Genomic DNA, 22,754 nt, shown 5'->3' on the forward strand with positions numbered 1-22,754 from the left:
CGACGGAGTTATCACCGGCGTATGACCTGTCACACGCGGACGAAACCCGGCCTTCCTACGTTCGGGCATCCGATCCGAACCGAGGAGACCGCCTCATGACCGTCACCGCCCGGACCCCGCGCGCCGGCCGCGCCCACCCGCAGAAAGGCCGCTGGATCGAGGACTGGCGGCCCGAGGACCCCGCCTTCTGGACGGCCCGCGGCGCGCGCGTCGCCCGCCGCAACCTCGTCTACTCGATCTTCTCCGAGCACATCGGGTTCTCGGTGTGGTCGCTGTGGTCGGTGATGGTGCTGTTCCTCGGCCCCGCCTACGGCATCGACGCGGCCGGCAAGTTCACCCTCACCGCCGTCCCCGCCCTCGTCGGCTCGGCGCTGCGGCTGCCCTACACCTTCGCCGTCGCCCGGTTCGGCGGCCGCAACTGGACCGTGTTCAGCGCGGCGCTGCTGCTCGTCCCGGCCGTGCTGGCGGCGTTCCTGGTCGAGCCGGGCGTGTCGTTCACCACGCTGCTGGTCCTCGCCGCCGTCGCGGGCGTCGGCGGCGGCAACTTCGCGTCCTCGATGGCCAACATCAACGCGTTCTACCCCGAGCGCCTCAAGGGCTGGGCGCTCGGGATCAACGCGGGCGGCGGCAACCTCGGCGTCGCCGTCGTCCAGCTCGTCGGGCTGCTGGTCCTCGCGACCGCGGGCAAGGACCACCCGGGCCTCGTCGCCGGCGTGTACATCCCGCTGATCGTGGTCGCCGCCCTCGGCGCCTGGTTCCGCATGGACAACCTGGCGCAGGCCCGCAACGACCGCGGGGCCATGCGGGACGTGTCCCTGGACCCGCACACCTGGATCATGTCGGTGCTCTACATCGGCACGTTCGGCTCGTTCATCGGGTTCGGGTTCGCGTTCGGGCAGGTCCTGCAGGTGCAGTTCGCCGCCGAGTTCGACACCCCGGTCAAGGCCGCCTGCGTGACCTTCCTCGGCCCCGCGCTCGGCTCGCTGCTGCGCCCCGCCGGCGGCCGGCTCGCCGACCGGCTCGGCGGCGCCGCCGTGACCCTCTGGACGTTCGTCGCGATGGCCGGGGCCGCCGGGCTCGTGCTGGCCGCGTCGCTGCGCGGCTCGCTGCCGCTGTTCTTCGTCGCCTTCATCCTGCTGTTCGCGCTCAGCGGCATCGGCAACGGCTCGACCTACAAGATGATCCCGGCGATCTTCCGCGACCGGGCGCGCAGGGCCGCCGACGCCGGCGCGGTGGGCGCCGCCGAGGCCGAGCACGAGGCCCGCCGGCTGTCCGGCGCGCTGATCGGGATCGCGGGCGCCGTCGGCGCGCTCGGCGGCGTCCTGGTCAACGTCGCCTTCCGGCAGTCGTTCCTCACCTACGGCACCGGCGACGGCGCCTACCTGTCGTTCATCGCCTTCTACGCCGTGTGCTGCGCGCTCACCTGGGCGGTCTACCTGCGGGCCCGCCCGGGGCGGCCGGACGGCGTCTGACGAGCCGCGCGCCGGGCCCGCGGCCGTCCGGGACGGTCGTCGGGCTCCGGCCAGCGCGGCGACCGGCCCGAGGAGCGCAGCACCGCCTCCCACGCGTCGCCCGGCTCCAGCGGCAGGTGCGGGACGCCCCAGTGCCACGCCGACACCAGCAGGTCGGGGTCGCGCGGCCGGTAGTCGGCGCCGGTCGCGCGGGCCATGTCCCAGGCGTGCAGGTGCCACTCGACGCACGCCGCGCCCGCGTGGTCGCCCACGGTGTACTTGGTGCCCCGGTAGATCAGATGGGTGCGGTCCCACATGTCCGGCATGAGGTCGGCGTACGCGCCGGCCGACACCCCGAACGACATGATCCGGTCGGGGCCCGGCTCCGGCGGCAGCACCGCCAGCTCGGTCGCGTTCTGCCGCGCCTGCTGCCGGATCAGCACCGCCGTCGCCGCCTCCTGCGCGAACAGCGTCGCGAGCCGGCTGTCGGGCGCGTCCTGGAGGTACTCCAGGAAGTTCTCCGCGACGCAGCGCAGGTGCCCCGCGAGGTCGATCAGCCGCCAGTCGGTGCAGGGCGTCGGCACGTCCCAGTCGACGACCCCCTCCGCCAGCGCGCGGATCGCCTTGACCCCGTCCTGGTAGGACTCGAGTACGCGGCACCGGTCCGGCGGCGTGCGCTCCACGTGACATCCCCCAACGTCCAGAGCAGCGTGTGCCCTCCCCGCCGGGACGCGCCCGCGCGCACGCGATGGCGGCGGGGGGCGCCCCCGGCGTTCCCCGAGAGGGCAGACTCTCAAAGTTCGGTGGCGGGTGCCACCCGGTGACGCTGTGTCGTCACACGTCGTCGCGGACCTCAGCCGAGCGCGGCCGGCACCGTCTTGAAGCTCAGCCGGTGCGCCTCGCGGGCGGTGCGCAGCCGGTCGACCTCGTCGGTCCACGGCCGCACCGCCGGGCGCGCCTTGGCCTTGCGGTACGCGATCTCGGCGGCGCGGCGGGCCTTGGCGTCGGCTCCGGCGGGCGCGTACACCTTCGGGCCCATCGCGACCCGCTCGGCCGCCTCCGCGGCGGCCAGCACCGCCGTCATCGCCTCGTCGAAGGCGACCGTGCGCTCGCGCAGCTCCCGCACGTCCGCGCCGGCGGCCTGCGCGTCCCGCAGCGCCCGCTCCGCCTCGGCGGCCGCCGCCAGCCGGTCCTCGTACTCGGCGGCCAGCCGCTGGTCGGCCTCGTACGGCTCCGCGACGTCCTTGCTCACCCGGCGGCCCAGCGGCATGGTGGTACTCCCTCGACGATCCGACTGTCCGATCCAGGTAAGCGTACTCGGGGGTCCCGGCGTGTCGGAGCGGCGGACGCCCGGCCCCGCGCCTTTACGTAGTAAGGTCACTGCTCATGGTCCGGCAGCCCAGCATCAATGCCCAGCACCGCGCGCCCCTGTCCACCGAGCGGATCATCGAGGCCGCCCTGCGGATCGTCGACGGCCAGGGACTCGGCCGCCTCACGATGCGCCGCCTCGGCGACGCGCTCGAGGTCGAGGCGATGGCGATCTACCACCACCTCCCCCGCGGCAAGGAGCAGCTCCTCGACGGCCTGGTGGCGCACGTCGCCGCCGCCCCCGCCGACACCGCGGGCGGCGCCTGCGCCGAAGGCCGCTGGCAGGACGCCCTGCGCGAATGGGCCGCCGGCTACCGCGCCCGGCTGACGGCGCACGCCGGGGTCCTCCCCCTCGTCGTCACCCGCCGCAACCCCGCCGCGCTCACCGCCACGCTCGCGTCCCTGCGCGAGGTCATGCGGCTCGGCGGCGTCGCCGAGGACACCGCCGCCGTCGCCGCGCACACGCTGCTCGGCTACGTGATCGGCCACACCGCCCTGGAGGTGCGCGACACCGCGGAGGACGGCGCCGACCGGGTCGTCGACTGGGACGCCCGGTTCACCGCCGGGCTGGACCTCGTCATCGCCGGGGTCCGCTGACCGGCCCGGCGGGCGCCCCGGCGGGCCGGGTCAGTCCTCGACGACGAGGACCTCCAGGTGCAGCGGGCCGTGCACGCCCTCCGCGCGGAGCCCCTCGACGCCGTGGGTGGCCGACGGGCCGCTGATCCAGGTCAGCGGGCGCGCCGGGTCCAGCCGGGTGATCGCCTCCGGGACCGTCCCGACGATCTGGTCGGCGTGGACGACGCACAGGTGGTAGCCCGGCACGAGGGTGAGGACCCGCCTGCCCTGCGCGCGGCCGCCGTCCAGCACCACCGTGCCCGTCTCCGCCACCGCCGCCGCGCAGCCGGTCACCACGCCGTCGACGGCGGCGAGGGCGTCCAGGTCGAGGGCCGGGGTGTCGGCGAGCGCCCGCACGCCGTCCAGCTCCGCGAGCCAGCCGAACGGCAGGTCCGCCGGAACGGCGATCCGCTTGGCCTCCCGCCCCCACAGCGCCGCGGCCACCGCGGTGCCCAGCTCGTCGGCGCCGACGTGCCGCACCGAGGCCCGGTTGTCGGCGACCCGCTCGGTGAACAGCGCGACGACGTCCGCCCGCGTCGCGGCCTGGGGCCCGGTCAGCCGGCGCGCGTAGCCGCGCGGCACCGGCGGGTGCGCGCCGCGCGACCCGCCGAGGGCCTCGCGCACCCGGCGCAGCATCTCCTCGCGCGCGGTCATCCGCGGGTCCTGTGCCACCAGGCGCGGAAGCTCTCCGCGGGCGGCGCCGGCAGGTCGCGGGCCTCCGTCCACGCGCCGAGCAGCCCGGGCAGGCGGCGGATCCGGCCGCCGCGCGACAGCAGCCGCGCCCACCGGGTGCCGCGCCGCAGCACGGCCTCGTGCCGGCGCGGGTCGCCCATCGTCCACGCCAGGCCCCGCATCAGCGCCATCTCCGGCGGCGGGACGGGCCGCCCGCGGCGCGAGTCGACGACCAGGCCGCGCAGGTGGACCAGCACGCCCGGAATGTCGATCTTCACCGGGCACACGTCGGCGCAGGCCCCGCAGAGCGTGGACGCGTACGGCAGCGACGCCATCGCCGCGCTCTCCACGCCGCGCAGCTGCGGGGTGAGGATCGCGCCGATCGGGCCCTGGTGGACGGGCCCGTAGGGGCGGCCGCCCGTCCGCTCGTAGACGGGGCAGGCGTTCAGGCACGCCGAGCAGCCGACGCAGCGCAGCGCCGCCCGCCCGACCTCGTCGGCCAGGGCCCGCGTGCGGCCGTTGTCGAGCAGGACGAGGTGGAACGCGCGCGGCCCGTCGCCCGGCGTCACGCCCGTCCACGACGAGACGTACGGCGTCATCCGGTCGCCGGTCGACGACCGCGGCAGCAGCTGGAGGAACACCTCCATGTCATCCCACGTCGGGACGACCTTGTCGATGCCCGCGACGCAGATCAGCGTGTCCGGGAGCGTCAGGCACATCCGCGCGTTGCCCTCGGACTCGGCCACCACGGCCGTGCCGGTCTCGGCGACCAGGAAGTTCGCCCCGGTCACCGCGACCCGGGCGCGCAGGAACCGCTCGCGCAGGTGGGCGCGGGCCGCCCCGGCGAGCGCCTCGGGATCGTCCGGCAGGCCGGGGCCGGCGGCGGGCATCCCGCGCCGGAACAGCTCCGCGATCCGGGCGCGGTCGCGGTGCGCGGCCGGCGACAGCGGATGGGACGGCTCGTCCTCCCCCAGCCGGACGGCCAGGTCGCCGAGCGCGGTCTCCTGGACGGCCACGCCGGCGCGGGCCAGCGCGCGGTCCAGGCCGATCTCGCGGAGCGTCAGCGACGCCGCCTTCAGTACCTCCCCCGCCCCCGACTCCCGGACCAGGCCGGTGACGGTCCGGCGCGCCTCGGCCGCGTCCGCCGCCCAGTGCACGGTGCCGCCCGCCTCGGTGACGGCGCGCTCCAGGTCCTCCAGGTGGGCGTCGAGGTTGAGCAGCGCCTCCTCGCCGATGGCGCGGCCCGCCTCGCGCAGGTCCTCCCAGTCGGCGGGCTCGGCGGCGGCCCCGGCCGCCCGCTCCCGCAGCCGCGCGGTCGTGCCGCGCAGTGTGCGGCGCAGGCCGGTGTCGGCCAGCGCGGGCCGCGCGGCGGCGGCGAACTTCGGCATCGGCGGCGGGACCGGCCCGCCCGGCGCGGCGCCGGTCACGACGCCTCCGTCGCGGCGAGGATCTCGGCCAGGTGCATGGTCCGCACCCCGGCGCGCAGCCGCGACAGCGCCCCGCCGATGTGGGCGAGGCAGGAGTCGTCGACCGCGCACACCACGTCCGCGCCCGTGCCGCGGACGTGCCGGACCTTGTCGGCGACCATCGCCACCGACACGTCCGCGTTCTTCATCGCGAACGCGCCGCCGAACCCGCAGCACTCCGCCGCGGCCGGTAACTCGACCAGGTCGAGGCCCCGCACCGCGCGCAGCAGCCGCAGCGGCCGGTCGCCGGCCTCCAGGGACCGCAGCGACCGGCACGACGGGTGGTAGGTGACCCGGTGCGGGAAGTAGGCGCCGACATCGGTGACGCCGAGGACGTCGACGAGGAACTCGCTCAGCTCGTAGACGGCCAGGCCCTCGGCGGCGCGGGCGAGCCCCGGGTCGCGGGACGCGCGCGCGATCCGCGGGTAGTCGGCCCGGATGGCGGCCGCGCAGGACGCCGACGGCGCCACCACGACGTCCTCGCCCTCGAACGCGGCCGCGTACGCCCGCGCGAGGCCGGCCGCCTCCCGGTGGTAGCCGGCCGTCCAGTGGATCTGCCCGCAGCAGGTCTGCGCGGGCGGGAATACCACCTCGTGCCCCAGTCGTTCCAAAAGCACGGTCACGGCCTTCCCTGTATCAGGGAAAAGCGCGTCATCGAAGCACGCGACGGACAACGCGACCCGCATCGGCCTCACTCCCCCCAGCGCCCTGTACAGGGCGTCCCCCGCCGACATCGTAGGGGTTTCGCTCCCGGCGGCGTGTCGTTCTTCGCCCGTTATCGCGTGGGAGAGACGCTATGCCTGGCACCTCGGAGTGAGAGTGATCACACCCGGCCGGTACTCCGGTACCAAGGGACAACCCTCCCAACGGGCTATAGCCGGTCCGGGCGAACCACTCCACACTGGGGTGCGTCCCAAAAGGAAAGCACGACCACCGACCAGTAGTTGAGACCGGAGGCACACGATGTGCCCGCACCAGCCAGCCTGTCCCTCGCACGACGCACCCGACCGCGACGCCGCCCGCACCCTGGCCGCGCACCCCGAGCAGGGGTGGAGCCTGCTGTGCAACGGCGTCGTGCTCTTCGAGGACACCGGTGAGCTGCTGCCCGACGGGGGAGTCATCGCACCGCACCGGCCGACGGACCTGCAGGCGCCGTCCGCCGCTTGACCGGTCTCCACGGGGGACTAGTCCAAGCGGGTGATCATCCTCGGGGGCAACGCCCACCCGCCCTCACCCTCCGGGCCCGCACCGGGCCCGGACCGCATCGTCACTCCCGGCCCGTCCGCACCGGACGGGCCGTTCGTGTGTCCGCCGCCTGCCGGCGCGACGCCCACTTGCGCAGCCACGGCTCGACCGCCCGGCCGACCTCGGCGGGATCCCTGCTCAGGTCGTGCCGCTCCCCCGCCAGGACCACCACGTGCGCCGCGTCGGCCTCGTCCGGCACGCCGAACGGGTCGCGGTCGCCGTTGACGACGAGGACCTCCACGCCCGCCGCGCGCAGCTCGCCCACCCGCGTCTTCTCCGGCTTCCCGGGCGGGTGGAGCGGGAAGGCGAGCGCCACCACGCCGGCCGCCCCCGCCGCGGCGGCCGTCCGGCACGCCACCCGCGCGCCGTTGCTGCGGCCGCCCTGCACGAGCGGGACGCCCGCGAACCGCTCCCGCAGCGGCTCCACGATCTCCAGCCACGCCTCGTCCTGCCGGGCCGGCGCTCCGGGCGCGCGGCGACCGGCGTACCGGAACGGCTGCGTCACCCGGGCGACGGCGCCGCCGAGGCCGAGGGCGGCCTCCCGGACGGCGAGCAGGTCGGGGGCGTCCACGCCGCCGTTCGACCCGTGCGTCAGGACCAGCAGGAACGCGGGGCCGTCCACCTCGTCCAGCACCAGCTCGGCGGGCCCGTGCGCCGTCGTGACCTCCATGCGACCACCGTAACGGCAGGCCCTGATGATCTTTGCGGCAGACTGGGCGCATGGAGAAGATGACGGACAGCGAGTGGCGCGCGTTCGTGTGCGAGGGCACCCGCACCGGCAAGGCGGCCGTCGTCCGCCGGGACGGGACGCCGCACGTCACGCCGATCTGGTTCCTGCTCGACGGCGACGACGTGCTGTTCAACACGGCCCGGGACAGCGTCAAGGGCCGCGCCCTCGCGCGCGACCCCCGCCTGTCGATCTGCGTGGACGACCAGACCCCGCCGTTCTCGTACGTGCAGCTCCAGGCGGAGGCGACCCTCATCGAGGACCTGGACGAGATGCGCCACTGGGCCACGCTCATCGGCGGCCGCTACATGGGCGTGGAGCGGGGCGGCGAGTTCGGGGCGCGCAACGCCGTCCCCACCGAGTACCTCGTCCGCGCCCGCATCACCAAGGTGATCGCCGAGCGCGCCATCGCGGAGTAGCGGAGGAGCGGCCGGGCCGCCTGCGGGGTCAGCCGTCCGGCCACTCCGGGACGGGCGCGCCCGTCGCGAGGCGGAGCCGCTCGGCGAAGCTCTCGTGCAGCAGCGGCCCCCACGGGTAGCCGTCGGGGACCCGGACCGCGCCGCCGAGCACCTCGTGGGCGTCGTCGCCCCGCCGCTCGGCGTACCGGACGGCCAGCAGCGCGTACATGTGGTCGAGGGCGCCGAACGCCTCCCCGGCGAGCGCCGGGAGCGTGCCCTCCGACACGGCCTGCTCGACGACCGGCTCCCACCACAGGTCGGCGTCGCCGTCGTCCTCGGCGAAGTCGCGGCGCAGCCTGGCCCGCACCTGCGGCGCGGTGCCCGGCTCGGCGAGCCCGCGCCGCCACACCTCGCCGGCCTCGCCGCCGCGGCCGCGCAGCGGCAGCGTCCGCGCGAGCAGCTCGGTGGCCAGCGGCCCCGTCTCGGGATCGGCGGGCTCGGCGGCCAGCGCCGCGCCGAACGCGCCGATGGCCTGGTCGAGGTAGGAGATGCCGAGCGCGACGGCGAGCCGCGCGTACGCGTACGGGGCGGCCTCGCGGTCGATGAGCCGCAGCCCGGCGGCGAGGGTCCGCTGCGCCCGCGCCGGGTCGCCGCGCTCGAGCAGCCGCTGCGCGAGGTCGTGCGCGGCGAGCGGCCCGTACTCGGCGTCGCCGGTCGCGACCGCGGCCTCCCAGTGCTCGCGCGCCGCGTCGAAGTCGCCGGCGTCGTCGGCGATCCGGGCGAGCGCCAGGTGCGCGGGCGGCAGGTAGGCCGGGTTGCCGAAGCCGACCACGGCGCGCCAGGCGGGCGCGGCGCGCTCCGGCTCGCCGGCCCGCTCGTGGGTGAGCGCCAGGTGGTAGGCCGCGCGGGGCCCGTACTCGGGGTCGCCGGTGGCGATCGCGACGCCGTCGGCCTCGCGGGCCCGCTCCACCTCGCCGGCGTCGTCGAGGACGACGGCGAGCCCGAGCGCGGCCTGAGCCCGCACCGGCGTCTCGCCCATGGCGAGCACCTTCTCGAACAGCCGCGCCGCCTCCCCGGCCGCGCCGCCCTCGGCGAGGGCGCGGGCCCGCTCGCACATCCGCGCCGGGTCGTCCGTCCCGTCCGGCAACTCGCTCATCGGCCCCTGCCCTGTGGGGTTCAGTGAAGTCCGCACAGAGACTAGCGACCCGGCGCCCCCGCGTCCCGCGACGACACCCCGAAACCCCACCAAGAACACATATCCGTCCCGGTGGCGGCGGGGCCCGGTCCCCCGCTCAGTCCTCGAACGCCTCGGGGGGCGGGCAGGAGCAGACCAGGTTGCGGTCGCCGTAGGCCTGGTCGATGCGGCGGACGGGCGGCCAGTACTTGCCCTCGCGCACCGACGGGACGGGGTAGGCGGCCTCCTCGCGGGTGTAGGCGTGCTTCCAGTCGTCGGAGACCAGGCAGGCGGCGGTGTGCGGGGCGTTCTTCAGCGGGTTGTCCTCGCGGTCGTAGCCGCCGTCGGCGACCCGCTGGATCTCCCGGCGGATCTCGATCATCGCGTCGCAGAACCGGTCGAGCTCGGCGAGGTCCTCGGACTCGGTCGGCTCGATCATCAGGGTGCCGGCGACGGGGAACGACAGCGTCGGGGCGTGGAAGCCGTAGTCGATGAGCCGCTTGGCGACGTCCTCGGCGGTGATCCCCGTCTCCTTGGTGATCTTGCGGAGGTCGGCGATGCACTCGTGCGCGACGAGGCCGTTGCGGCCCGTGTAGAGGATCGGGTAGTGCGGGGCGAGCCGGGCGGCGAGGTAGTTCGCGGCGATGATCGCGCCCTCGGTGGCGGCGCGCAGGCCGTCCGGGCCCATCATGGCGATGTAGGCCCAGGAGATCGGCAGGATGCCCGCCGAGCCCCACGGGGCCGCGGAGATCGGCCCGACACCGGTGTCCGGTCCGGCCTCCCCGCGCAGCGGGTGGTTCGGCAGGAAAGGGGCGAGGTGCGCCCGGACTCCGATCGGGCCGACGCCCGGACCGCCGCCGCCGTGCGGGATGCAGAACGTCTTGTGCAGGTTCAGGTGGGAGACGTCCGAGCCGAACTCGCCGGGGCGGGCGAGGCCGACGAGGGCGTTGAGGTTGGCCCCGTCGACATAGACCTGGCCGCCGGCCGCGTGCACGGCCGCGCACACGTCGGTGATCGTCTCCTCGAAGACGCCGTGCGTGGACGGGTACGTCACCATGATCGCGGCCAGCCGCGCGCCGTGCTGCTCGATCTTGGCGTGCAGGTCGTCCAGCGAGACGTTGCCGCCCTCGTCGCACTTCACGACGACGACGCGCATGCCCGCCATGACGGCGCTGGCGGCGTTGGTGCCGTGCGCGGACGAGGGGATCAGGCAGACGTCGCGGTGCTCCTCGCCGCGGGAGGCGTGGTAGCCGCGGATCGCCAGCAGGCCCGCCAGCTCGCCCTGGGACCCGGCGTTCGGCTGCACCGACACCTTCGCGTACCCGGTGATCTCGGCGAGCGCGTCCTCCAGCTCGCCGATCAGCTCCAGGTGGCCGGCGGCCTGGTCGACCGGCGCGAACGGGTGGATGTCGGAGAACTCCGGCCAGGTGACCGGCTCCATCTCCGTGGTGGCGTTCAGCTTCATCGTGCAGGAGCCGAGGGGGATCATCGAGCGGTCGAGCGCGATGTCCTTGTCCTGGAGGCGGCGCAGGTAGCGCAGCATCGCGGTCTCGGAGCGGTGCGCGTGGAACACCGGGTGGGTCAGGTAGGGGCTCTCCCGGCGCAGCGCGTCCGGGATGGCGTCGGAGGCCTCGCCGGCGGGGGCGGCGCCGAACGCCTCCAGCACGGCCGTGACGTGCTCGGGCAGGGTCGTCTCGTCGCAGGCGATCCCGACGCGGTCGGGGCCGTCCGGGCGCAGGTTCACGCCGCGCTCGCGGGCGGCGGCGACGACCTCGGCGGCCCGGCCCGGCACGCGGGCGAGGACGGTGTCGAAGAAGGAGCCGTGGACGACCTCCACGCCCGCGGCCCGCAGCCCGGCGGCGATCTCGGCGGCCCGGCGGTGGGCGCGCTGGGCGATCGCGGCCAGCCCCTCGGGGCCGTGGTACACCGCGTACATGCTCGCCATCACGGCGAGGAGGACCTGGGCGGTGCAGATGTTGCTGGTGGCCTTCTCCCGGCGGATGTGCTGCTCGCGGGTCTGCAGCGCCAGCCGGTAGGCGGCGGCGCCGTCCGCGTCGACGGACACGCCGACCAGGCGTCCGGGCAGCTGCCGCTGGAGGCCCTCGCCGACCGCCATGTAGCCGGCGTGCGGCCCGCCGAACCCGTACGGGACGCCGAAGCGCTGCGCCGACCCGACCGCGATGTCGGCGCCCGACTCCCCCGGCGGGCGCAGCAGCGTCAGCGCGAGCAGGTCGGCGGCGACCACGGCCTTGGCGCCGCGCTCGTGCGCCTGCGCGATCACCGGCTCCAGGTCGCGGACGGCGCCGGACGCGCCCGGGTACTGGAGCAGCACGCCGAAGAAGTCGCCGTCCGGCAGGCCCGCGGACAGGTCGGCGGTGACCACCTCGATGCCGAGCGGGACGGCGCGCGTCCGGACGACCTCGATCGTCTGCGGCAGCGCGTCGGCGTCGACGAGGAACGTGCCCGGGTCCTTGCGCCTGGACGCGCGGTGCGCGAGGGCCATCGCCTCGGCGGCGGCGGTCCCCTCGTCCAGCATGGAGGCGTTGGCGACGGGCAGCCCGGTCAGGTCGGCGACCACCGTCTGGAAGTTCAGCAGCGCCTCCAGCCGGCCCTGGGAGATCTCCGGCTGGTAGGGCGTGTAGGCGGTGTACCAGCCGGGGTTCTCCATGACGTTGCGCAGGATCACGCCCGGGACGGTCGTCCCGTGGTAGCCGAGCCCGATCATGGAGGTCAGCACGGTGTTGCGGGACGCCAGCTCGCGGAGCCGGGCCAGCGCGGCGGACTCGCTCAGCGCGGGCGGCAGGTCCAGCGGCCGGGACGTGCGGATCGCGGCGGGGACCGCGGCGTCGATCAGCGCCTCGGCGCCGGAGTAGCCGATCGCGGCGAGCATCCGGTCCCGGTCGGCCGGGCCCGGGCCGATGTGCCGGTCGGCGAACGCGGTGCGGGCGTGCTGCGGCGAGGCCACGGGGGCGAAGAACTGCGCGGTCATGGAGAGCCTCCTGGCTGCTGCGGTCGCTCAGGGCCACCGCCGGCGCGCGGGCCGGCGGCCGGTCTCCCCCTCTGTCATCGGCACCTGAGAGCTTCACCCGCGCCCGCGGGGTTTCCCCTTCGGTGAGCCGCGTTCCCCGCGCGCGGGGAACGACGCCTGCTTTCCAGAGGTGCCTCGCCCGAGCGGTCCTTTTGCCTGAGAGGTTCCGGGGAGGTTGCCCCTTCGGCGCCCCGCGCTGGCGGCACGGGGTCTCTCCCGCCCAGGGTCGACGGCATGTCCTGACCGAACCCTACCCAAAGTCCCCTCCGCGCCGTCGCCGCGGCCCCGGCGGTGGAGGCGGCCGCGCCGCGGCGGTGGGGGCGGCCCCCGCCGCCGGCATGGGGCCGTCCCCACCGCGCCGCGGCGTACCGGCCGGTACGATGTGCGGATTCACCTGGGACAAGACAGACCTCGGGCCACGGGGGCGGAGATGGGGCTGCGGGGTGCGTGCGCGACCGGCCGGGGGGCGTCCCGGCGCTCGACGGCGCGCCGCCGGTTCTGGGACGCTGATCGCGATGAAGGACGGCCCGGGCGGTAGCGGCGTGACGCGAATCCACGACGGCGAGGCGCCGCCGCGGCAGGACGCGCCCGCGGCGGCGCCGGTCGACGAGCCCGCGCTGCCGGACCGGATCCGCCGGCCCACCGACGCGATCCGCTTCGCCGCGTCCCTGGCGGGGCTGGCGGCGGTGATGCTGCTGGTGTCGATCGCCCAGCAGACCACGCACGGCCTCGAGACCGACATCGCGCAGGGCACCGCGCACGCGCCCCGGCTGCTGCTGACGCTCGCGACGCTGGTGTCCAGCTTCGGGGTGCTGGCGGTGCCGGTCGCGTTCGCGGTGGAGCGGCTGTTCCACAAGGACGGGACGCGCGTCGCGATCGCGCTGCTGGCCGCCGTGATCGCCTTCGGGATCACGGTGGGACTGGACGACCTGGTGGTGCGGGCCGCCCCCGGCGGCGTGCTGGACTCGCTGATCTGGGGCGGCACCGAGACCGCCCCCGTGCACACCGACATCGCCCCGGTGATCGCGTTCGCCACCGCCGTCGGGATGGCGGGGCGGGCCCGCTGGCAGGCGGCCACCTGGACCATGATCGGGCTGGCGGCGCTGACCGGGCTGACCGCGTCCTACGCGTCCGTCGCCGCGCTCGCGGCCACCTACTTCCTCGGCCGCGCCATCGGCCACGGCACCCTGTACGCCGTCGGCACGCCGAACCCCCGGCCGTCCGGGGCGGCGGTGGTCGCGGCGCTGGAGCGGCTCGGGCTGCGGCCGGAGCGCGGCGCGCGGCTGGACGAGCCCAGCGACGACACCGAGGCCGGCCGCCGCTACGGCGTCGTCCTCGGGCCGGACCGGGGCGGCGGGTACGGCGCCCGGGTCCCCGCCGGGCGCGGCGCGCACGGCGGCTGGGACCTGGAGGTCCGCGTCCTGGACCGGGACCAGCAGACCGCCGGGCTGCTATACCGCGTCTGGCGGCTGCTGCGGCTGCGCGCCGCGACCAGCGGGCGGACGCTGCGGTCGCTGCGCCGGTCCCTGGAGCAGGAGTCGCTGATGGCGTACGCGGTCGACGCGGCGGGCGTGCGGACGCCGCGGCTGGCCGGCACCTGCGAGGTCGGCACCGAGGCGGCGCTGCTGGCCTACGAGCACGTGCCGGGCCGGCGGCTCGGCGAGGTGCCGGACGAGGAGGTCACCGACGCGCTGCTGACCGACGTCTGGCGGCAGTTCCGGGCGCTGCAGGGCGGCCGGCTCGCGCACCGGCGGCTGGAGGAGCGGGCGCTGCTGATCGGCGAGGACGGCCTCGCCTACGTCACCGACCTGCGGGCCGGGGAGACGGCGGCCGGCGACCTGGTGCTGCGCCTCGACCTGGCGCAGCTCCTGACGACCCTCGCGCTGCGGGCCGGTCCCGAGCGGGCGGTGCGCACGGCCGCGTCCGTCCTCGGCGAGGAGGCGCTGGGCGGGGCGGTGCCGCTGCTGCAGCGGGTGGCGCTGTCGCGCGCGACCCGCGCCGCGCTGCGGCGCGACCGCGACCTGCTCACCCGCATCCGGGAGCAGATCGTCCGGCTGAAGCCGGAGACCGACGAGGCGGGCCCGGCCCGGCTGGAGCGGTTCCGGCCGAGGACGATCTTCAGCGTGGTGGCGCTGTCGGTCGCCGCGTACATCGTCATCCCGCAGGTGACCAGCCTGGACGTCGGGTACCTGGCGGCGACGGCGAGCTGGCACTGGGTGGTCGCGGCGCTCGGCGCGGCGGCGCTGAGCTTCGTCGGGGCGGCGCTGATGCTCATGGGGTTCGTCCCGGAGCGGCTGCCGCTGGGGCGGACGGTGCTGGTGCAGCTCGCCGCGTCGTTCGTGAAGCTGGTCGCGCCGGCGGCCGTCGGCGGCGTCGCGGTCAACACCCGCTACCTGCAGCGCTCGGGGGTGCGGCCGGCGCTGGCCGTCGCGAGCGTCGGCGCGTCGCAGCTCGTCGGGCTGGTCACGCACATCCTGCTGCTGGTGCTGTTCGGGTTCGTCACCGGCTCGACGGCGAAGGCGACGCAGGACCTCGCGCCGTCCCGGACGGTCGTGCTCGCGGTGCTGGGGCTGGGCCTGGTCGCCGGGCTGGCGCTGACGGTCCCGCGCGTCCGGCGGGTGGTGGCGTCGCGGCTGCGGAGCATGTTCTCCGGCGTGGTGCCCCGCCTGGTGGACGTCCTGCAGTCGCCCGCGAAGCTGTTCACCGGCATCGGCGGCAGCCTGCTGCTGACGCTGGCGTTCGTCCTGTGCCTGGACGCGTCGATCCGCTCGTTCGGCGGGTCGCTGCCGTGGACGACGGTGGTGCTGGTGTTCCTCACCGCGAACGCGGTCGGGTCGGCGGCGCCGACGCCGGGCGGTCTCGGCGCCGTCGAGGGCGCCCTCACCCTGGCGCTGACGATCTCCGGGCTGGCCGCGGAGACCGCGACGTCCGCGGTGCTGCTCTACCGGCTCTTCACGCTGTGGCTGCCCGTGCTGCCGGGCTGGGGGGCGTTCGCCTTCCTCCAGCGCAAGGAGGCGCTCTGAGGGTCAGCCGGTCCGGCGCGCGCGGCGCCGGTTGGCGAGCTCATCGTGGGGGTGCTCGATAGGGTCCGCGGCGGCGCGCTCACCGGGCAGCTGCGCGAGGCTGCCCTCCACCTCCTGCCACACCCGGCCGAGCGCTATGCCGAACACGCCCTGCCCGCCCTGCAGCAGGTCGACGACCTCGTCGGCGGACGTGCACTCGTAGACGCTGACGCCGTCGCTCATCAGCGTGATCTGCGCGAGGTCCTGGACGCCGCGGTCCCGCAGGTGCGTCACGGCGGTGCGGATCTGCTGCAGCGACACGCCCGTGTCCAGCAGACGCTTCACGACCTTCAGCACGAGGATGTCGCGGAAGCTGTACAGCCGCTGGCTGCCCGACCCCTGCGCCGCGCGGACGCTCGGCTCGACCAGTTTCGTGCGCGCCCAGTAGTCGAGCTGCCGGTAGGTGATCCCCGCAGCGGCGCACGCCGTCGGGCCCCGGTAGCCGACATCCTCCGGCGGCGCGGACACCTGCGTGTCGAAGAGCAGCCCCTGCTCTCCGGCACGGCGGGACGCCACGTGCCTGTCGGGGGTCGCCTTGCCCTCGCCGCTGCTCACCGCCACGCGGACCTCCGGCTTCTATCATCCCGTGGCGGTTCGTCAAGGGGGTTTGACGAATTACACCACGGGTGTTCCACCAGCACGGTAGGTGCCGGTCAGGGTGTGGTCAACGTTCACCGTCGGCGCGTCGCATGCCCGGATGAACCGGCTTCACGTGGGCAAACTGCGCAACCTCTGCCACCCACCGACTCCTACCCCGAAGCGCGTCCCCCAAAAACCGCCAGGTCCAGGACGATGCGGCATTTATCACTGCCCTTCACAACACCTACCCACCCTGCGCCAAGTCCCCGTCCTGCCCGCCTCACGAACCACCAAACAGTCACGCACGGTGACCGGATCGCCCCACCGGCTCCGGCCAGACCACAATCCCCTCACCACCTGGCCCGACACCCGTCGCCCGCAGGCGACACCCGCGCCGCAGGGCGCGAGTGACGAACACCACACGACCACTCCAGGCACCGAATCACCCACCGCACCCCACAACGCCGCTCCACCCCAGAAGCCCCTTGAGAGCCCTCAGAACACCCCGGACACCCGACCCCCCTTGTTTCCAGCCCGGACCGGCATGACGGAGCCCCAGCAAGCTTCCAGGAGCCTCCTCAGGCACCTCCCCCAAGCCCCGAGACGTGGGCGCAGGCCCACAGCCGGGGGTTCCAGGGGGTCGCGCCCCTGGGAGAACACACAGCGAGGCCGACGGGGAGCAAGCGCAGCTTGCGACCACACCTGCCCCAGCCCGAGCGCCTTAGCCGGCGCGGCCGAAGTCCTCCGGGGAGATCGTGTCGAGGAACTCGCGGAACTTCTCGACCTCGTCCTCCTGCTCGTCCGGGATGGCGACGCCGGCCTCTTCGAGGACGTCCTCGCTGGCGAAGATCGTGGCGCCGGTGCGCAGGGCCAGGGCGATGGAGTCGGACGGGCGGGCGCTCACCTCGACGCCGTTGGAGAAGATCAGGTCGGCGAAGAAGATGCCCTCGCGGAGCGCGGTGATGTTGACGGTGCGGAGCTGGACGCTGAGCGCGTCCAGGACATCGCGGAAGAGGTCGTGGGTCAGCGGCCGGGCGGGCAGCACGCCCTGCTGGGCGAAGGCGATGGCCGTCGCCTCGACCGCCCCGATCCAGATGGGCAGGTAGCGATCGCCCTCCGTCTCCTTCAACAGGACGATCGGCTGATTGGAGGGCATCTCGACCCGGACGCCGACGACCTCCATCTGCTTCACTGCGGCTCCCTGCTGGTTCTCGCTGTCTCGATCACCACGTGCAGCGGATCGATTCCTGACCGAACCATGTAGCCAACGTACACCCAGGCCCGGACAGCTCGTCGCGCCGCGGGTGCGGGAAAATCCTCCGCGGCCCCCATGATCAGTGGTCGAGGCTTTCGCGCAGACCCGCGCTGACCAGGGCTTCGTGCAGCCGGACCGACAGCGCGGCGATCTCGCGGGCGGTCTCGGCGGCCTGCTCGTGGGCGCCGCGGCTGCGGCGGCGCAGCTGCGGCGCGACCATCTGCTCGATCAGCCCGACCTGCCGGTCGGCGGCGGCCTTCACGGCGCGCAGGTGCCGGACCTCGAAGCCGAACTCGCCGAGCTCGGCGGCGACCCGGCAGATGCCGAGGGCCTCGCCCTCGTAGTGGGCGCCGGTGCGCCGGACGAGCCCGTACTCCTCCAGGCCGGCGAGCAGCGCCTCGTCGATGCCGGCGCCGTCGAGGAGCTGGCGGCGGGTGAGGCGGACGGCGGGGTCGGGCGCGGTGGTGTCGGCGGCCACGAGGGTGCGGGGGCGCCGGGCCGGTTCGCGGGCGCCGAGCGGGGGGACGCTCTCGCCGCGGTCGCGGGCCTCCAGGTGCCGCCTGATCACGCGCAGCGGCATGTAGTGGTCGCGCTGCGCGGTGAGGACGAAGCGGAGCCGCTCGACGTCGGCGGGGCCGAACTTGCGGTAGCCGGCGGGGCTGCGCTCCGGCTCGACCAGGCCCTCGGACTCCAGGAACCTGATCTTGGAGATGGTGATGTCGGGGAACTCGGGCCGCAGCAGCCCGAGCACGTCCCCGATCGTCATCTGGGACCGGGCCGGCTCCGCGTTCAACGCGCCCCTCCCGTCAGCCGTGCGCCGGGTTGGTCAGGAACACCAGCCGGAACTTGCCGATCTGCACCTCGTCGCCGCCGGACAGGCCGGCCTGGTCGATCCGCTGCCGGTTGACGTAGGTGCCGTTAAGGCTGCCCACGTCGCGGACGGAGAAGGTGCCGCCCTGGCGGGCGAACTCGGCGTGCCGCCGGGACACGGTGACGTCGTCCAGGAAGATGTCGCTCTCGGGGTGCCGCCCCGCGGACGTGCGGTCCTTGTCGAGCAGGAAGCGGCTGCCCGCGTTCGGCCCGCGCTTGACGACCAGCAGCGCGGTGCCCGGGGGCAGCGCCTCCATCGCCATCTGGTCGGGACCGGCCTGCTCCTCGGCGCCGGTGTCGGTGTCCAGTGCCTCGAACCCGCCGATGGAGATCGTGGACGTGGACTCGCCGGGCGACTCGCGGTACGGCGGCGGCGCGGCCGGACTCCGGGTCAGCGGAGTGCCGCAGTTCGAACAGAAGCGGGCATCATCCGGGTTGGCGTGACCGCACTGCGTGCAGTAGACGCTCGGCATCGATCGGCTCGGCCTCCTACCATCGGCGTGCCGCACGCGGACGCCCCGCCGCAGCGGGAGCCGCCTGCGCCACGCGCATCCTTCACCCAACCCATGCCGGGGACCGGCCCCCGACCACGGTCCAACTCACCGCCCCGCTCGCGCGACGGTCGCCGCAACTTACGCGGCTATCACCCGAGGGGTCAACCGGAACGGTGAACCGACCGCACCAAACTACATTCGTCGATGATCGCAGGTCTACGCCGCCGCGCGGACCGCCGCGACAGCGACGCTCGAGCGGGCCGCCCGTTCGTTCCCTCTAGGGAGACCGTACCGCGCCAACGGACACTTTCGCGCGCGGGGTGATCAGGACGGCGGCTCCCGCCCCGCGCAGCGTCCGCACGAGCCCGCCGGGGATGTTGAGCGCGGTGGTCATCGTGTGCGGGTCGCCGATGGCGAGGAACCGGTAGGGCGCGGTGAGCGGCCGCCCGTCGACCCGGACGCCGCCCGGGTCGTCCAGGAAGTAGGTGTCGACCCCGACGCGGACGTCGCCGATCTGGACGACCTCGGCGCCGGCGTCGCGCAGCTCCTGCAGCGCGTCCAGGAGGTTGACCGCCCTGACCCGGCGCGCCGGGTCCTGGATCACCAGCTCGATGCCGGGCCCCTCGGCGGGGAGCGTCCCGGCGAGGATGCCGTAGGCCGTCGCGCGCTCGCGGGCCTCCTCCAGCGCGGTCCCGCCCTCGGCGTCGCGCTCCAGCCGGGCCCGGGTGGCCTCCAGGTCGCCGAGGTCGGTCCGCAGCCGCTCGGACCGCTGACCCAGATCGGCCAGGATCCCGACGAGCTCGTCCTGCCGCGCGGTGGCGAAGGCGGTGTCCCGCCGCGTCGAGCGGACCTGCGCGACGGCCGCGAAGCCGAGCACGAGGCACAGCAGCCCGGCGGCGAGGCGGCGGGCGCCCGGCCCCAGCGGGCCGCGGGGCGCCCCCGGCGGGCGCTCGCCGGTCATGCGCCGAACAGCTTCCGCCGGATGCCGGCCGCGTTGGCGAAGATCCGGATGCCGAGCACGACCACGACGCCGGTGGACAGCTGGGAGCCGACGCCGAGCTGGTCGCCGAGCAGCACGATCAGCGCGGCGATGAGGGTGTTGCCGGCGAAGGAGACCACGAAGACCCGCTCGTCGAAGATGCCCTCCAGCCGGGCGCGGGCGCCGCCGACCATGGCGTCGAGCGCGGCCACGATCGCGATCGGCAGGTAGGGCTGCAGCCAGAGCGGCACGTCCGGCTGCAGGACGAGGCCGAGCCCGACGCCGATGACGAGCCCGATCAGCGCGAACATCCCCGGGCCACCCCCTCCCCGCTCACTGGCCGTCCTCCGGGCGGGGACCGGCGTACCGCGGCCGGACGGCGCCCGCGGCGGGCAGCCGCGCCGCCGACGCGGCGCGGACGCGGTAGCGGATCCCGAACCGCGTGCGCAGCGCGGCGAGCCGCCGGTCGGCGGCCGAGCCCGCGAGGACCTCCCGCAGGCGGTCCGGGTCGCCCAGCGCCGTGACCTCGTAGGGGCCGGTCAGCGGCCGGTAGTCGACCAGGATCGCCTCGCCGGCCATGCGGATCGCGGTGGTCGGCGCGAGCCGGCGGCCGTTGACGCCGACCGCCGCGGCGCCCGCCGCCCACAGCCCGTTGACCAGCACCTGGAGGTCCTGATCATAGACCCGGCCGGCGTCGGCCGCGGGCCGCCGCGCGCCGGGCGCGCCGGGGCCGGGGCGCGGCGCGTCGGCGAGCGTGACCACGATCCCGGCGCCGGCGGCGGGCAGCGCGGCCGCGGCGGCGCCGGCGCGGGCGAGCCGGGCCCGGACGCGGCGCCCCTCGTCGCTGCGGGCGAGCGCGGCGGCGCGGCGCCGCTCGGTGTCGGCCCGGACGCGGTCGAGGCGGCGCTGCAGGGCGTCGGTCTCGGCCGTCCGGGCGCGGATCTCCCCGATCAGGCGGGACCGCCGCTCGGCCGCGCCGGGCTCGCCGCGGCGCACCTGCGCGCCGGCGACGGCGACGAGCGTCCCGGCGAGCAGGAGGACCAGGAGGACGCCGGTGCCGCGCAGCGGCCCCCGCCGGGGCGGCCGGGCGCCTGCGGCGGCGCGGCGGGCCGCGGCCTCGGCGTAGCCGTGGTCGAGGAGCTTGCCGGCGATAAGGTCGGCGAGCAGCGACATGGAGGCGTCGGGCCGCCGCCGGACGCCGGGGCCGTCCCGTCGTGTGATCACCGCCCCATCATGGCAAGGGACGGCGGGCCGCGGCAGGCGGGTCAGGCCGCGGCGGGCCGGTAGAGGCCGATGTGGACGGCGAGCCCGGCGAGGGCCGAGCCCATCAGGTACCGCTGGGCGCGCCGCCAGCCGGGCCGCCCGCCGAGGAAGCGGGCGATGCCGCCGGCGCCGAGCACGATGAGGCCGTTCACGGTGACCGCGATGGTGATCTGGACCAGGCCGAGCAGCAAGATCTGCGGCGCGATGTGCCCGCGCGCGGGGTCGGCGAACTGCGGCAGCAGCGACACGTACAGGATCGCGATCTTCGGATTGAGCAGGTTGGTGACCAGGCCCATGGTGAACAGCCGCCGCGGCGGGTCGGCGGGCAGCTCGCGGGGCGCGAACACGGCGGTGCCGCCGGGGCGCACCGCCTGCCAGGCGAGCCAGAGCAGGTAGGCCGCGCCGCCGATCTTGATGGCGGTGTAGAGGGCGGGGACGAGCGCGAAGACGGCGGTGAGCCCGGCGGTGGCCGCCGCGACGTAGACGAGGAAGCCGGCGGCGACGCCGCCGAGCGAGACGAGCCCGGCGCGGCGGCCCTGCGTCACCGTCCGCGACACCAGGTAGATCATGTTCGGTCCCGGGGTGAGCACGAGTCCGAGGGCGAAGGCGGCGACGGCCGCGACGGCGGCGTACGAGATCATTGCACCGATGCTAGATCGGACCATTTATCAGTACAATAGGTGCATTGTTCTCGGTGCAATGCGGCGCCGGGTGTGGTTCCCGGCGCGAGGTGAGGAGGGGCCGTGGAGGACTTCCGCCGCGTCGCCGACGAGGTGGCCGCCGACATCGCGTCGGGGCGGCTGCGGCCGGGCGACCGGCTGCCCCCGCAGCGGGCCTTCGCCCGGCGGCGCGGCATCGCGCCCTCCACGGCGGCCCGCGTGTACCGGGAGCTCGGGCGGCGCGGCCTCGTGGTCGGCGAGGTCGGGCGCGGCACGTTCGTCCGCGCCGCGGCGCGCCCGGCCGACCCGGCGCTGGCCGAGCCCGCGGCCGCGCGCGTCGACCTGGAGCTCAGCCACCCGCTGGTGCCCGAGCAGGGCCCGCTGCTCGCCGCCGGGCTGGAGCGGCTCGCCCGCCGGGACGTCGCGGCCGGGGCGCTCGGCCCGGTCGGGGTCGCGGGGACCGCCGCCGCCCGGGAGGCCGCCGCGGCGCTGCTGGCGGCGCCCGGCCTGCGGCCCGACCCGTCCCGCGTGCTGTTCGCCGGGAGCGGGCGGCAGGCGATCGCCGGGGCCGTGGCGGCGCTCGTCCCGCCCGGCGGGCGGCTGGCGGTGGAGGCGCTGACCTATCCGGTGGTCAAGGGGATCGCGGCCCGGCTCGGCGTCGCGCTCGTCCCGGTCGCGGCCGACGAGCACGGGCTGCGTCCCGACGCGCTCGCCGCCGCGCACCGCGCCGCGCCGCTCGGCGCGCTCTACGTCCAGCCGACCCTGCACAACCCCTGCGGGACGACGATGCCCGCCGCGCGCCGCGCCGACCTCGCCGCCGTCCTGGAACGGCTCGATCTCCCCGCGGTCGAGGACCGCGTCTGGGCGTTCCTCGACCCGGACGGGCCGGAGCCGCTCGCCGCGCTCGCGCCGGACCGCACCGTGCTCGTCGACAGCCTGTCCAAGCGCCTCGCGCCCGGCCTGAGCGTCGGGTTCGCCGTGCCGCCCGCCCGGCTGGCCGAGCCCGTCGCGGCGGCGCTGCGGTCGGGCGCGTGGGGCCCGGCGCGGTTCGCGCTGGAGGCGGCGACCGGCTGGATCTCCGACGGGACGGTCGCGGCGGTGACCCGCGCCAAGCGCGCGGACGCCGCCGCCCGCGCCGCCCTCGCCGCCGAGCGCCTGCCGGGCGCCGCCCCGGCCGCGCGGCCCGCCTACTTCCGCTGGTGGGACCTCCCGCCGCGGTGGCGGGCGGAGACGTTCGTGGCGGCGGCGGCACGGCGCGGGATCGCCATCACGCCGGCGGCGGCGTTCGTCGTGGGGACGGGCGCGGCGCCTCGGGCGGTCCGCGTCGGCCTGGCGTCGCCGCCCCTGGACACCCTGGCGCGCGCGCTGGACGTCCTCGCCGAGATCGCCGCGGGGAGCCCGGACGACGCCCCCGTCGACTGACCCGCCCGCCGCCCGGGGACACCGCCC

At 75.8% G+C, this 22,754-nt stretch carries 22 protein-coding genes and 2 riboswitches; of the genes, 6 read left to right on the top strand and 16 right to left on the bottom strand.

All coding sequences use genetic code 11. The annotated features are described in order from the left end of the window. Window positions 1–95: 95 nt before the first annotated feature. A complete protein-coding gene (locus CHF16_RS15980) occupies window positions 96–1,472 on the top strand; it encodes a nitrate/nitrite transporter (protein ID WP_089326815.1) in 1,377 nt (458 codons plus the stop codon). On the opposite strand, the gene CHF16_RS15985 is transcribed toward CHF16_RS15980, so the two are convergent. Together CHF16_RS15985 and CHF16_RS15990 are read right to left on the bottom strand one after the other, a co-directional pair. Continuing rightward, window positions 1,433–2,134, bottom strand: a complete 702-nt coding sequence (locus CHF16_RS15985) for a maleylpyruvate isomerase N-terminal domain-containing protein (RefSeq protein WP_089326816.1) — start codon at window positions 2,132–2,134, stop codon at window positions 1,433–1,435. The two genes, CHF16_RS15980 and CHF16_RS15985, sit on opposite strands and share 40 nt — an antisense overlap. A 170-nt stretch (window positions 2,135–2,304) precedes the next feature. Next, window positions 2,305–2,721, bottom strand: coding sequence for a plectin (locus CHF16_RS15990; RefSeq protein WP_089326817.1), 417 nt, complete (start codon window positions 2,719–2,721; stop codon window positions 2,305–2,307). Between the two features lie 116 nt (window positions 2,722–2,837). Here CHF16_RS15990 and CHF16_RS15995 point away from each other — a divergent pair, with 116 nt between their 5' ends. Beyond that, window positions 2,838–3,416 carry a TetR/AcrR family transcriptional regulator gene (locus tag CHF16_RS15995; protein ID WP_089326818.1) on the top strand — a complete coding sequence of 193 codons (579 nt, stop codon included), beginning with the start codon at window positions 2,838–2,840 and terminating at the stop codon, window positions 3,414–3,416. Window positions 3,417–3,446: 30 nt separating this feature from the next. On the opposite strand, the gene CHF16_RS16000 is transcribed toward CHF16_RS15995, so the two are convergent. Genes CHF16_RS16000 through CHF16_RS16010 form a run of 3 tightly spaced genes read right to left on the bottom strand, consistent with a single transcriptional unit; the run spans window position 3,447 to window position 6,258 of the window. After that, complete coding sequence (locus tag CHF16_RS16000) at window positions 3,447–4,088, bottom strand: LutC/YkgG family protein (RefSeq protein WP_089326870.1); 642 nt, start codon at window positions 4,086–4,088, stop codon at window positions 3,447–3,449. Continuing rightward, window positions 4,085–5,494, bottom strand: coding sequence for a lactate utilization protein B (locus CHF16_RS16005; protein ID WP_089326871.1), 1,410 nt, complete (start codon window positions 5,492–5,494; stop codon window positions 4,085–4,087). Before CHF16_RS16005 ends, CHF16_RS16000 begins: the two co-directional genes overlap by 4 nt. A gap of 35 nt (window positions 5,495–5,529) precedes the next feature. Beyond that, entirely contained in the window at window positions 5,530–6,258 is a 729-nt protein-coding gene (locus CHF16_RS16010; protein ID WP_089326872.1) for a (Fe-S)-binding protein, read from the bottom strand. 277 nt (window positions 6,259–6,535) lie between these two features. Between CHF16_RS16010 and CHF16_RS16015 the strand changes: the two genes are divergently transcribed. Continuing rightward, window positions 6,536–6,739, top strand: a complete 204-nt coding sequence (locus CHF16_RS16015) for a DUF5999 family protein (RefSeq protein WP_089326819.1) — start codon at window positions 6,536–6,538, stop codon at window positions 6,737–6,739. Window positions 6,740–6,839: 100 nt separating this feature from the next. On the opposite strand, the gene CHF16_RS16020 is transcribed toward CHF16_RS16015, so the two are convergent. Further along, window positions 6,840–7,487, bottom strand: coding sequence for an alpha/beta hydrolase family protein (locus CHF16_RS16020; protein WP_089326820.1), 648 nt, complete (start codon window positions 7,485–7,487; stop codon window positions 6,840–6,842). Window positions 7,488–7,537: 50 nt separating this feature from the next. Between CHF16_RS16020 and CHF16_RS16025 the strand changes: the two genes are divergently transcribed. Beyond that, window positions 7,538–7,963: a PPOX class F420-dependent oxidoreductase gene (locus tag CHF16_RS16025; RefSeq protein WP_089326821.1), complete on the top strand. Its 426-nt coding sequence runs from the start codon at window positions 7,538–7,540 to the stop codon at window positions 7,961–7,963. 28 nt (window positions 7,964–7,991) lie between these two features. Here CHF16_RS16025 and CHF16_RS16030 read toward each other — a convergent pair whose 3' ends face one another. Together CHF16_RS16030 and gcvP are read right to left on the bottom strand one after the other, a co-directional pair. Next, on the bottom strand, window positions 7,992–9,098 hold the full coding sequence (locus CHF16_RS16030) for a tetratricopeptide repeat protein (protein WP_089326822.1): 1,107 nt from the start codon (window positions 9,096–9,098) through the stop codon (window positions 7,992–7,994). Window positions 9,099–9,234: 136 nt separating this feature from the next. Beyond that, entirely contained in the window at window positions 9,235–12,105 is a 2,871-nt protein-coding gene (gcvP, locus tag CHF16_RS16035; RefSeq protein ID WP_089326823.1) for an aminomethyl-transferring glycine dehydrogenase, read from the bottom strand. Window positions 12,106–12,166: 61 nt separating this feature from the next. Next, window positions 12,167–12,278: riboswitch (glycine riboswitch) on the bottom strand. Beyond that, window positions 12,279–12,373, bottom strand: a riboswitch (glycine riboswitch). 313 nt (window positions 12,374–12,686) lie between these two features. Between gcvP and CHF16_RS16040 the strand changes: the two genes are divergently transcribed. Continuing rightward, window positions 12,687–15,167 (top strand): lysylphosphatidylglycerol synthase transmembrane domain-containing protein, encoded by a 2,481-nt coding sequence (locus tag CHF16_RS16040; RefSeq protein WP_245868587.1) that lies wholly within the window; start codon window positions 12,687–12,689, stop codon window positions 15,165–15,167. Between the two features lie 3 nt (window positions 15,168–15,170). On the opposite strand, the gene CHF16_RS16045 is transcribed toward CHF16_RS16040, so the two are convergent. The 8 genes from CHF16_RS16045 to CHF16_RS16080 form a co-directional block, all read right to left on the bottom strand. Further along, a complete protein-coding gene (locus CHF16_RS16045; RefSeq protein ID WP_089326825.1) occupies window positions 15,171–15,767 on the bottom strand; it encodes a MerR family transcriptional regulator in 597 nt (198 codons plus the stop codon). Between the two features lie 739 nt (window positions 15,768–16,506). Further along, window positions 16,507–16,977, bottom strand: a complete 471-nt coding sequence (locus CHF16_RS16050) for a bifunctional nuclease family protein (protein ID WP_067468341.1) — start codon at window positions 16,975–16,977, stop codon at window positions 16,507–16,509. 142 nt (window positions 16,978–17,119) lie between these two features. Further along, window positions 17,120–17,833 carry a transcriptional regulator FtsR gene (ftsR, locus tag CHF16_RS16055; protein WP_089326826.1) on the bottom strand — a complete coding sequence of 238 codons (714 nt, stop codon included), beginning with the start codon at window positions 17,831–17,833 and terminating at the stop codon, window positions 17,120–17,122. A gap of 13 nt (window positions 17,834–17,846) precedes the next feature. Continuing rightward, a complete protein-coding gene (locus tag CHF16_RS16060; RefSeq protein ID WP_089326827.1) occupies window positions 17,847–18,383 on the bottom strand; it encodes an FHA domain-containing protein in 537 nt (178 codons plus the stop codon). 298 nt (window positions 18,384–18,681) lie between these two features. Further along, complete coding sequence (locus CHF16_RS16065) at window positions 18,682–19,365, bottom strand: DUF881 domain-containing protein (RefSeq protein ID WP_089326828.1); 684 nt, start codon at window positions 19,363–19,365, stop codon at window positions 18,682–18,684. Continuing rightward, on the bottom strand, window positions 19,362–19,694 hold the full coding sequence (locus CHF16_RS16070) for a small basic family protein (RefSeq protein ID WP_089326829.1): 333 nt from the start codon (window positions 19,692–19,694) through the stop codon (window positions 19,362–19,364). The genes CHF16_RS16065 and CHF16_RS16070 overlap by 4 nt, the downstream gene beginning before the upstream one ends. A gap of 22 nt (window positions 19,695–19,716) precedes the next feature. After that, window positions 19,717–20,607, bottom strand: a complete 891-nt coding sequence (locus tag CHF16_RS16075; protein WP_089326830.1) for a DUF881 domain-containing protein — start codon at window positions 20,605–20,607, stop codon at window positions 19,717–19,719. 41 nt (window positions 20,608–20,648) lie between these two features. Then, window positions 20,649–21,287: a LysE family translocator gene (locus tag CHF16_RS16080; protein WP_089326831.1), complete on the bottom strand. Its 639-nt coding sequence runs from the start codon at window positions 21,285–21,287 to the stop codon at window positions 20,649–20,651. Between the two features lie 102 nt (window positions 21,288–21,389). On the opposite strand from CHF16_RS16080, the gene CHF16_RS16085 reads away from it, so the two are divergent. Continuing rightward, the gene (locus tag CHF16_RS16085) at window positions 21,390–22,727 is read left to right on the top strand and encodes an aminotransferase-like domain-containing protein (RefSeq protein WP_089326832.1); all 1,338 of its coding nucleotides are present in this window, start codon (window positions 21,390–21,392) and stop codon (window positions 22,725–22,727) included. The last annotated feature ends 27 nt before the right edge of the window (window positions 22,728–22,754 follow it).

The sequence above is a fragment of the Actinomadura meyerae genome (genome assembly GCF_900188445.1).
Lineage (GTDB): Bacteria > Actinomycetota > Actinomycetes > Streptosporangiales > Streptosporangiaceae > Spirillospora > Spirillospora meyerae.

Excerpts from the sequence above, each read along its gene's own strand:
- CHF16_RS16010 (WP_089326872.1), bottom strand. The coding sequence starts at position 6,258 with ATGCGGGTCGCGTTGTCCGTCGCGTGCTTCGATGACGCGCTTTTCCCT.
- CHF16_RS16025 (WP_089326821.1), top strand. The coding sequence starts at position 7,538 with ATGGAGAAGATGACGGACAGCGAGTGGCGCGCGTTCGTGTGCGAGGGC.
- CHF16_RS16005 (WP_089326871.1), bottom strand. The coding sequence starts at position 5,494 with ATGCCGAAGTTCGCCGCCGCCGCGCGGCCCGCGCTGGCCGACACCGGC.
- CHF16_RS16060 (WP_089326827.1), bottom strand. The coding sequence starts at position 18,383 with ATGCCGAGCGTCTACTGCACGCAGTGCGGTCACGCCAACCCGGATGAT.
- CHF16_RS15990 (WP_089326817.1), bottom strand. The coding sequence starts at position 2,721 with ATGCCGCTGGGCCGCCGGGTGAGCAAGGACGTCGCGGAGCCGTACGAG.
- CHF16_RS16020 (WP_089326820.1), bottom strand. The coding sequence starts at position 7,487 with ATGGAGGTCACGACGGCGCACGGGCCCGCCGAGCTGGTGCTGGACGAG.
- CHF16_RS16065 (WP_089326828.1), bottom strand. The coding sequence starts at position 19,365 with ATGACCGGCGAGCGCCCGCCGGGGGCGCCCCGCGGCCCGCTGGGGCCG.
- CHF16_RS16070 (WP_089326829.1), bottom strand. The coding sequence starts at position 19,694 with ATGTTCGCGCTGATCGGGCTCGTCATCGGCGTCGGGCTCGGCCTCGTC.
- gcvP (WP_089326823.1), bottom strand. The coding sequence starts at position 12,105 with ATGACCGCGCAGTTCTTCGCCCCCGTGGCCTCGCCGCAGCACGCCCGC.
- CHF16_RS15980 (WP_089326815.1), top strand. The coding sequence starts at position 96 with ATGACCGTCACCGCCCGGACCCCGCGCGCCGGCCGCGCCCACCCGCAG.
- CHF16_RS16015 (WP_089326819.1), top strand. The coding sequence starts at position 6,536 with ATGTGCCCGCACCAGCCAGCCTGTCCCTCGCACGACGCACCCGACCGC.
- CHF16_RS16080 (WP_089326831.1), bottom strand. The coding sequence starts at position 21,287 with ATGATCTCGTACGCCGCCGTCGCGGCCGTCGCCGCCTTCGCCCTCGGA.
- CHF16_RS15995 (WP_089326818.1), top strand. The coding sequence starts at position 2,838 with ATGGTCCGGCAGCCCAGCATCAATGCCCAGCACCGCGCGCCCCTGTCC.
- CHF16_RS16030 (WP_089326822.1), bottom strand. The coding sequence starts at position 9,098 with ATGAGCGAGTTGCCGGACGGGACGGACGACCCGGCGCGGATGTGCGAG.
- CHF16_RS16000 (WP_089326870.1), bottom strand. The coding sequence starts at position 4,088 with ATGACCGCGCGCGAGGAGATGCTGCGCCGGGTGCGCGAGGCCCTCGGC.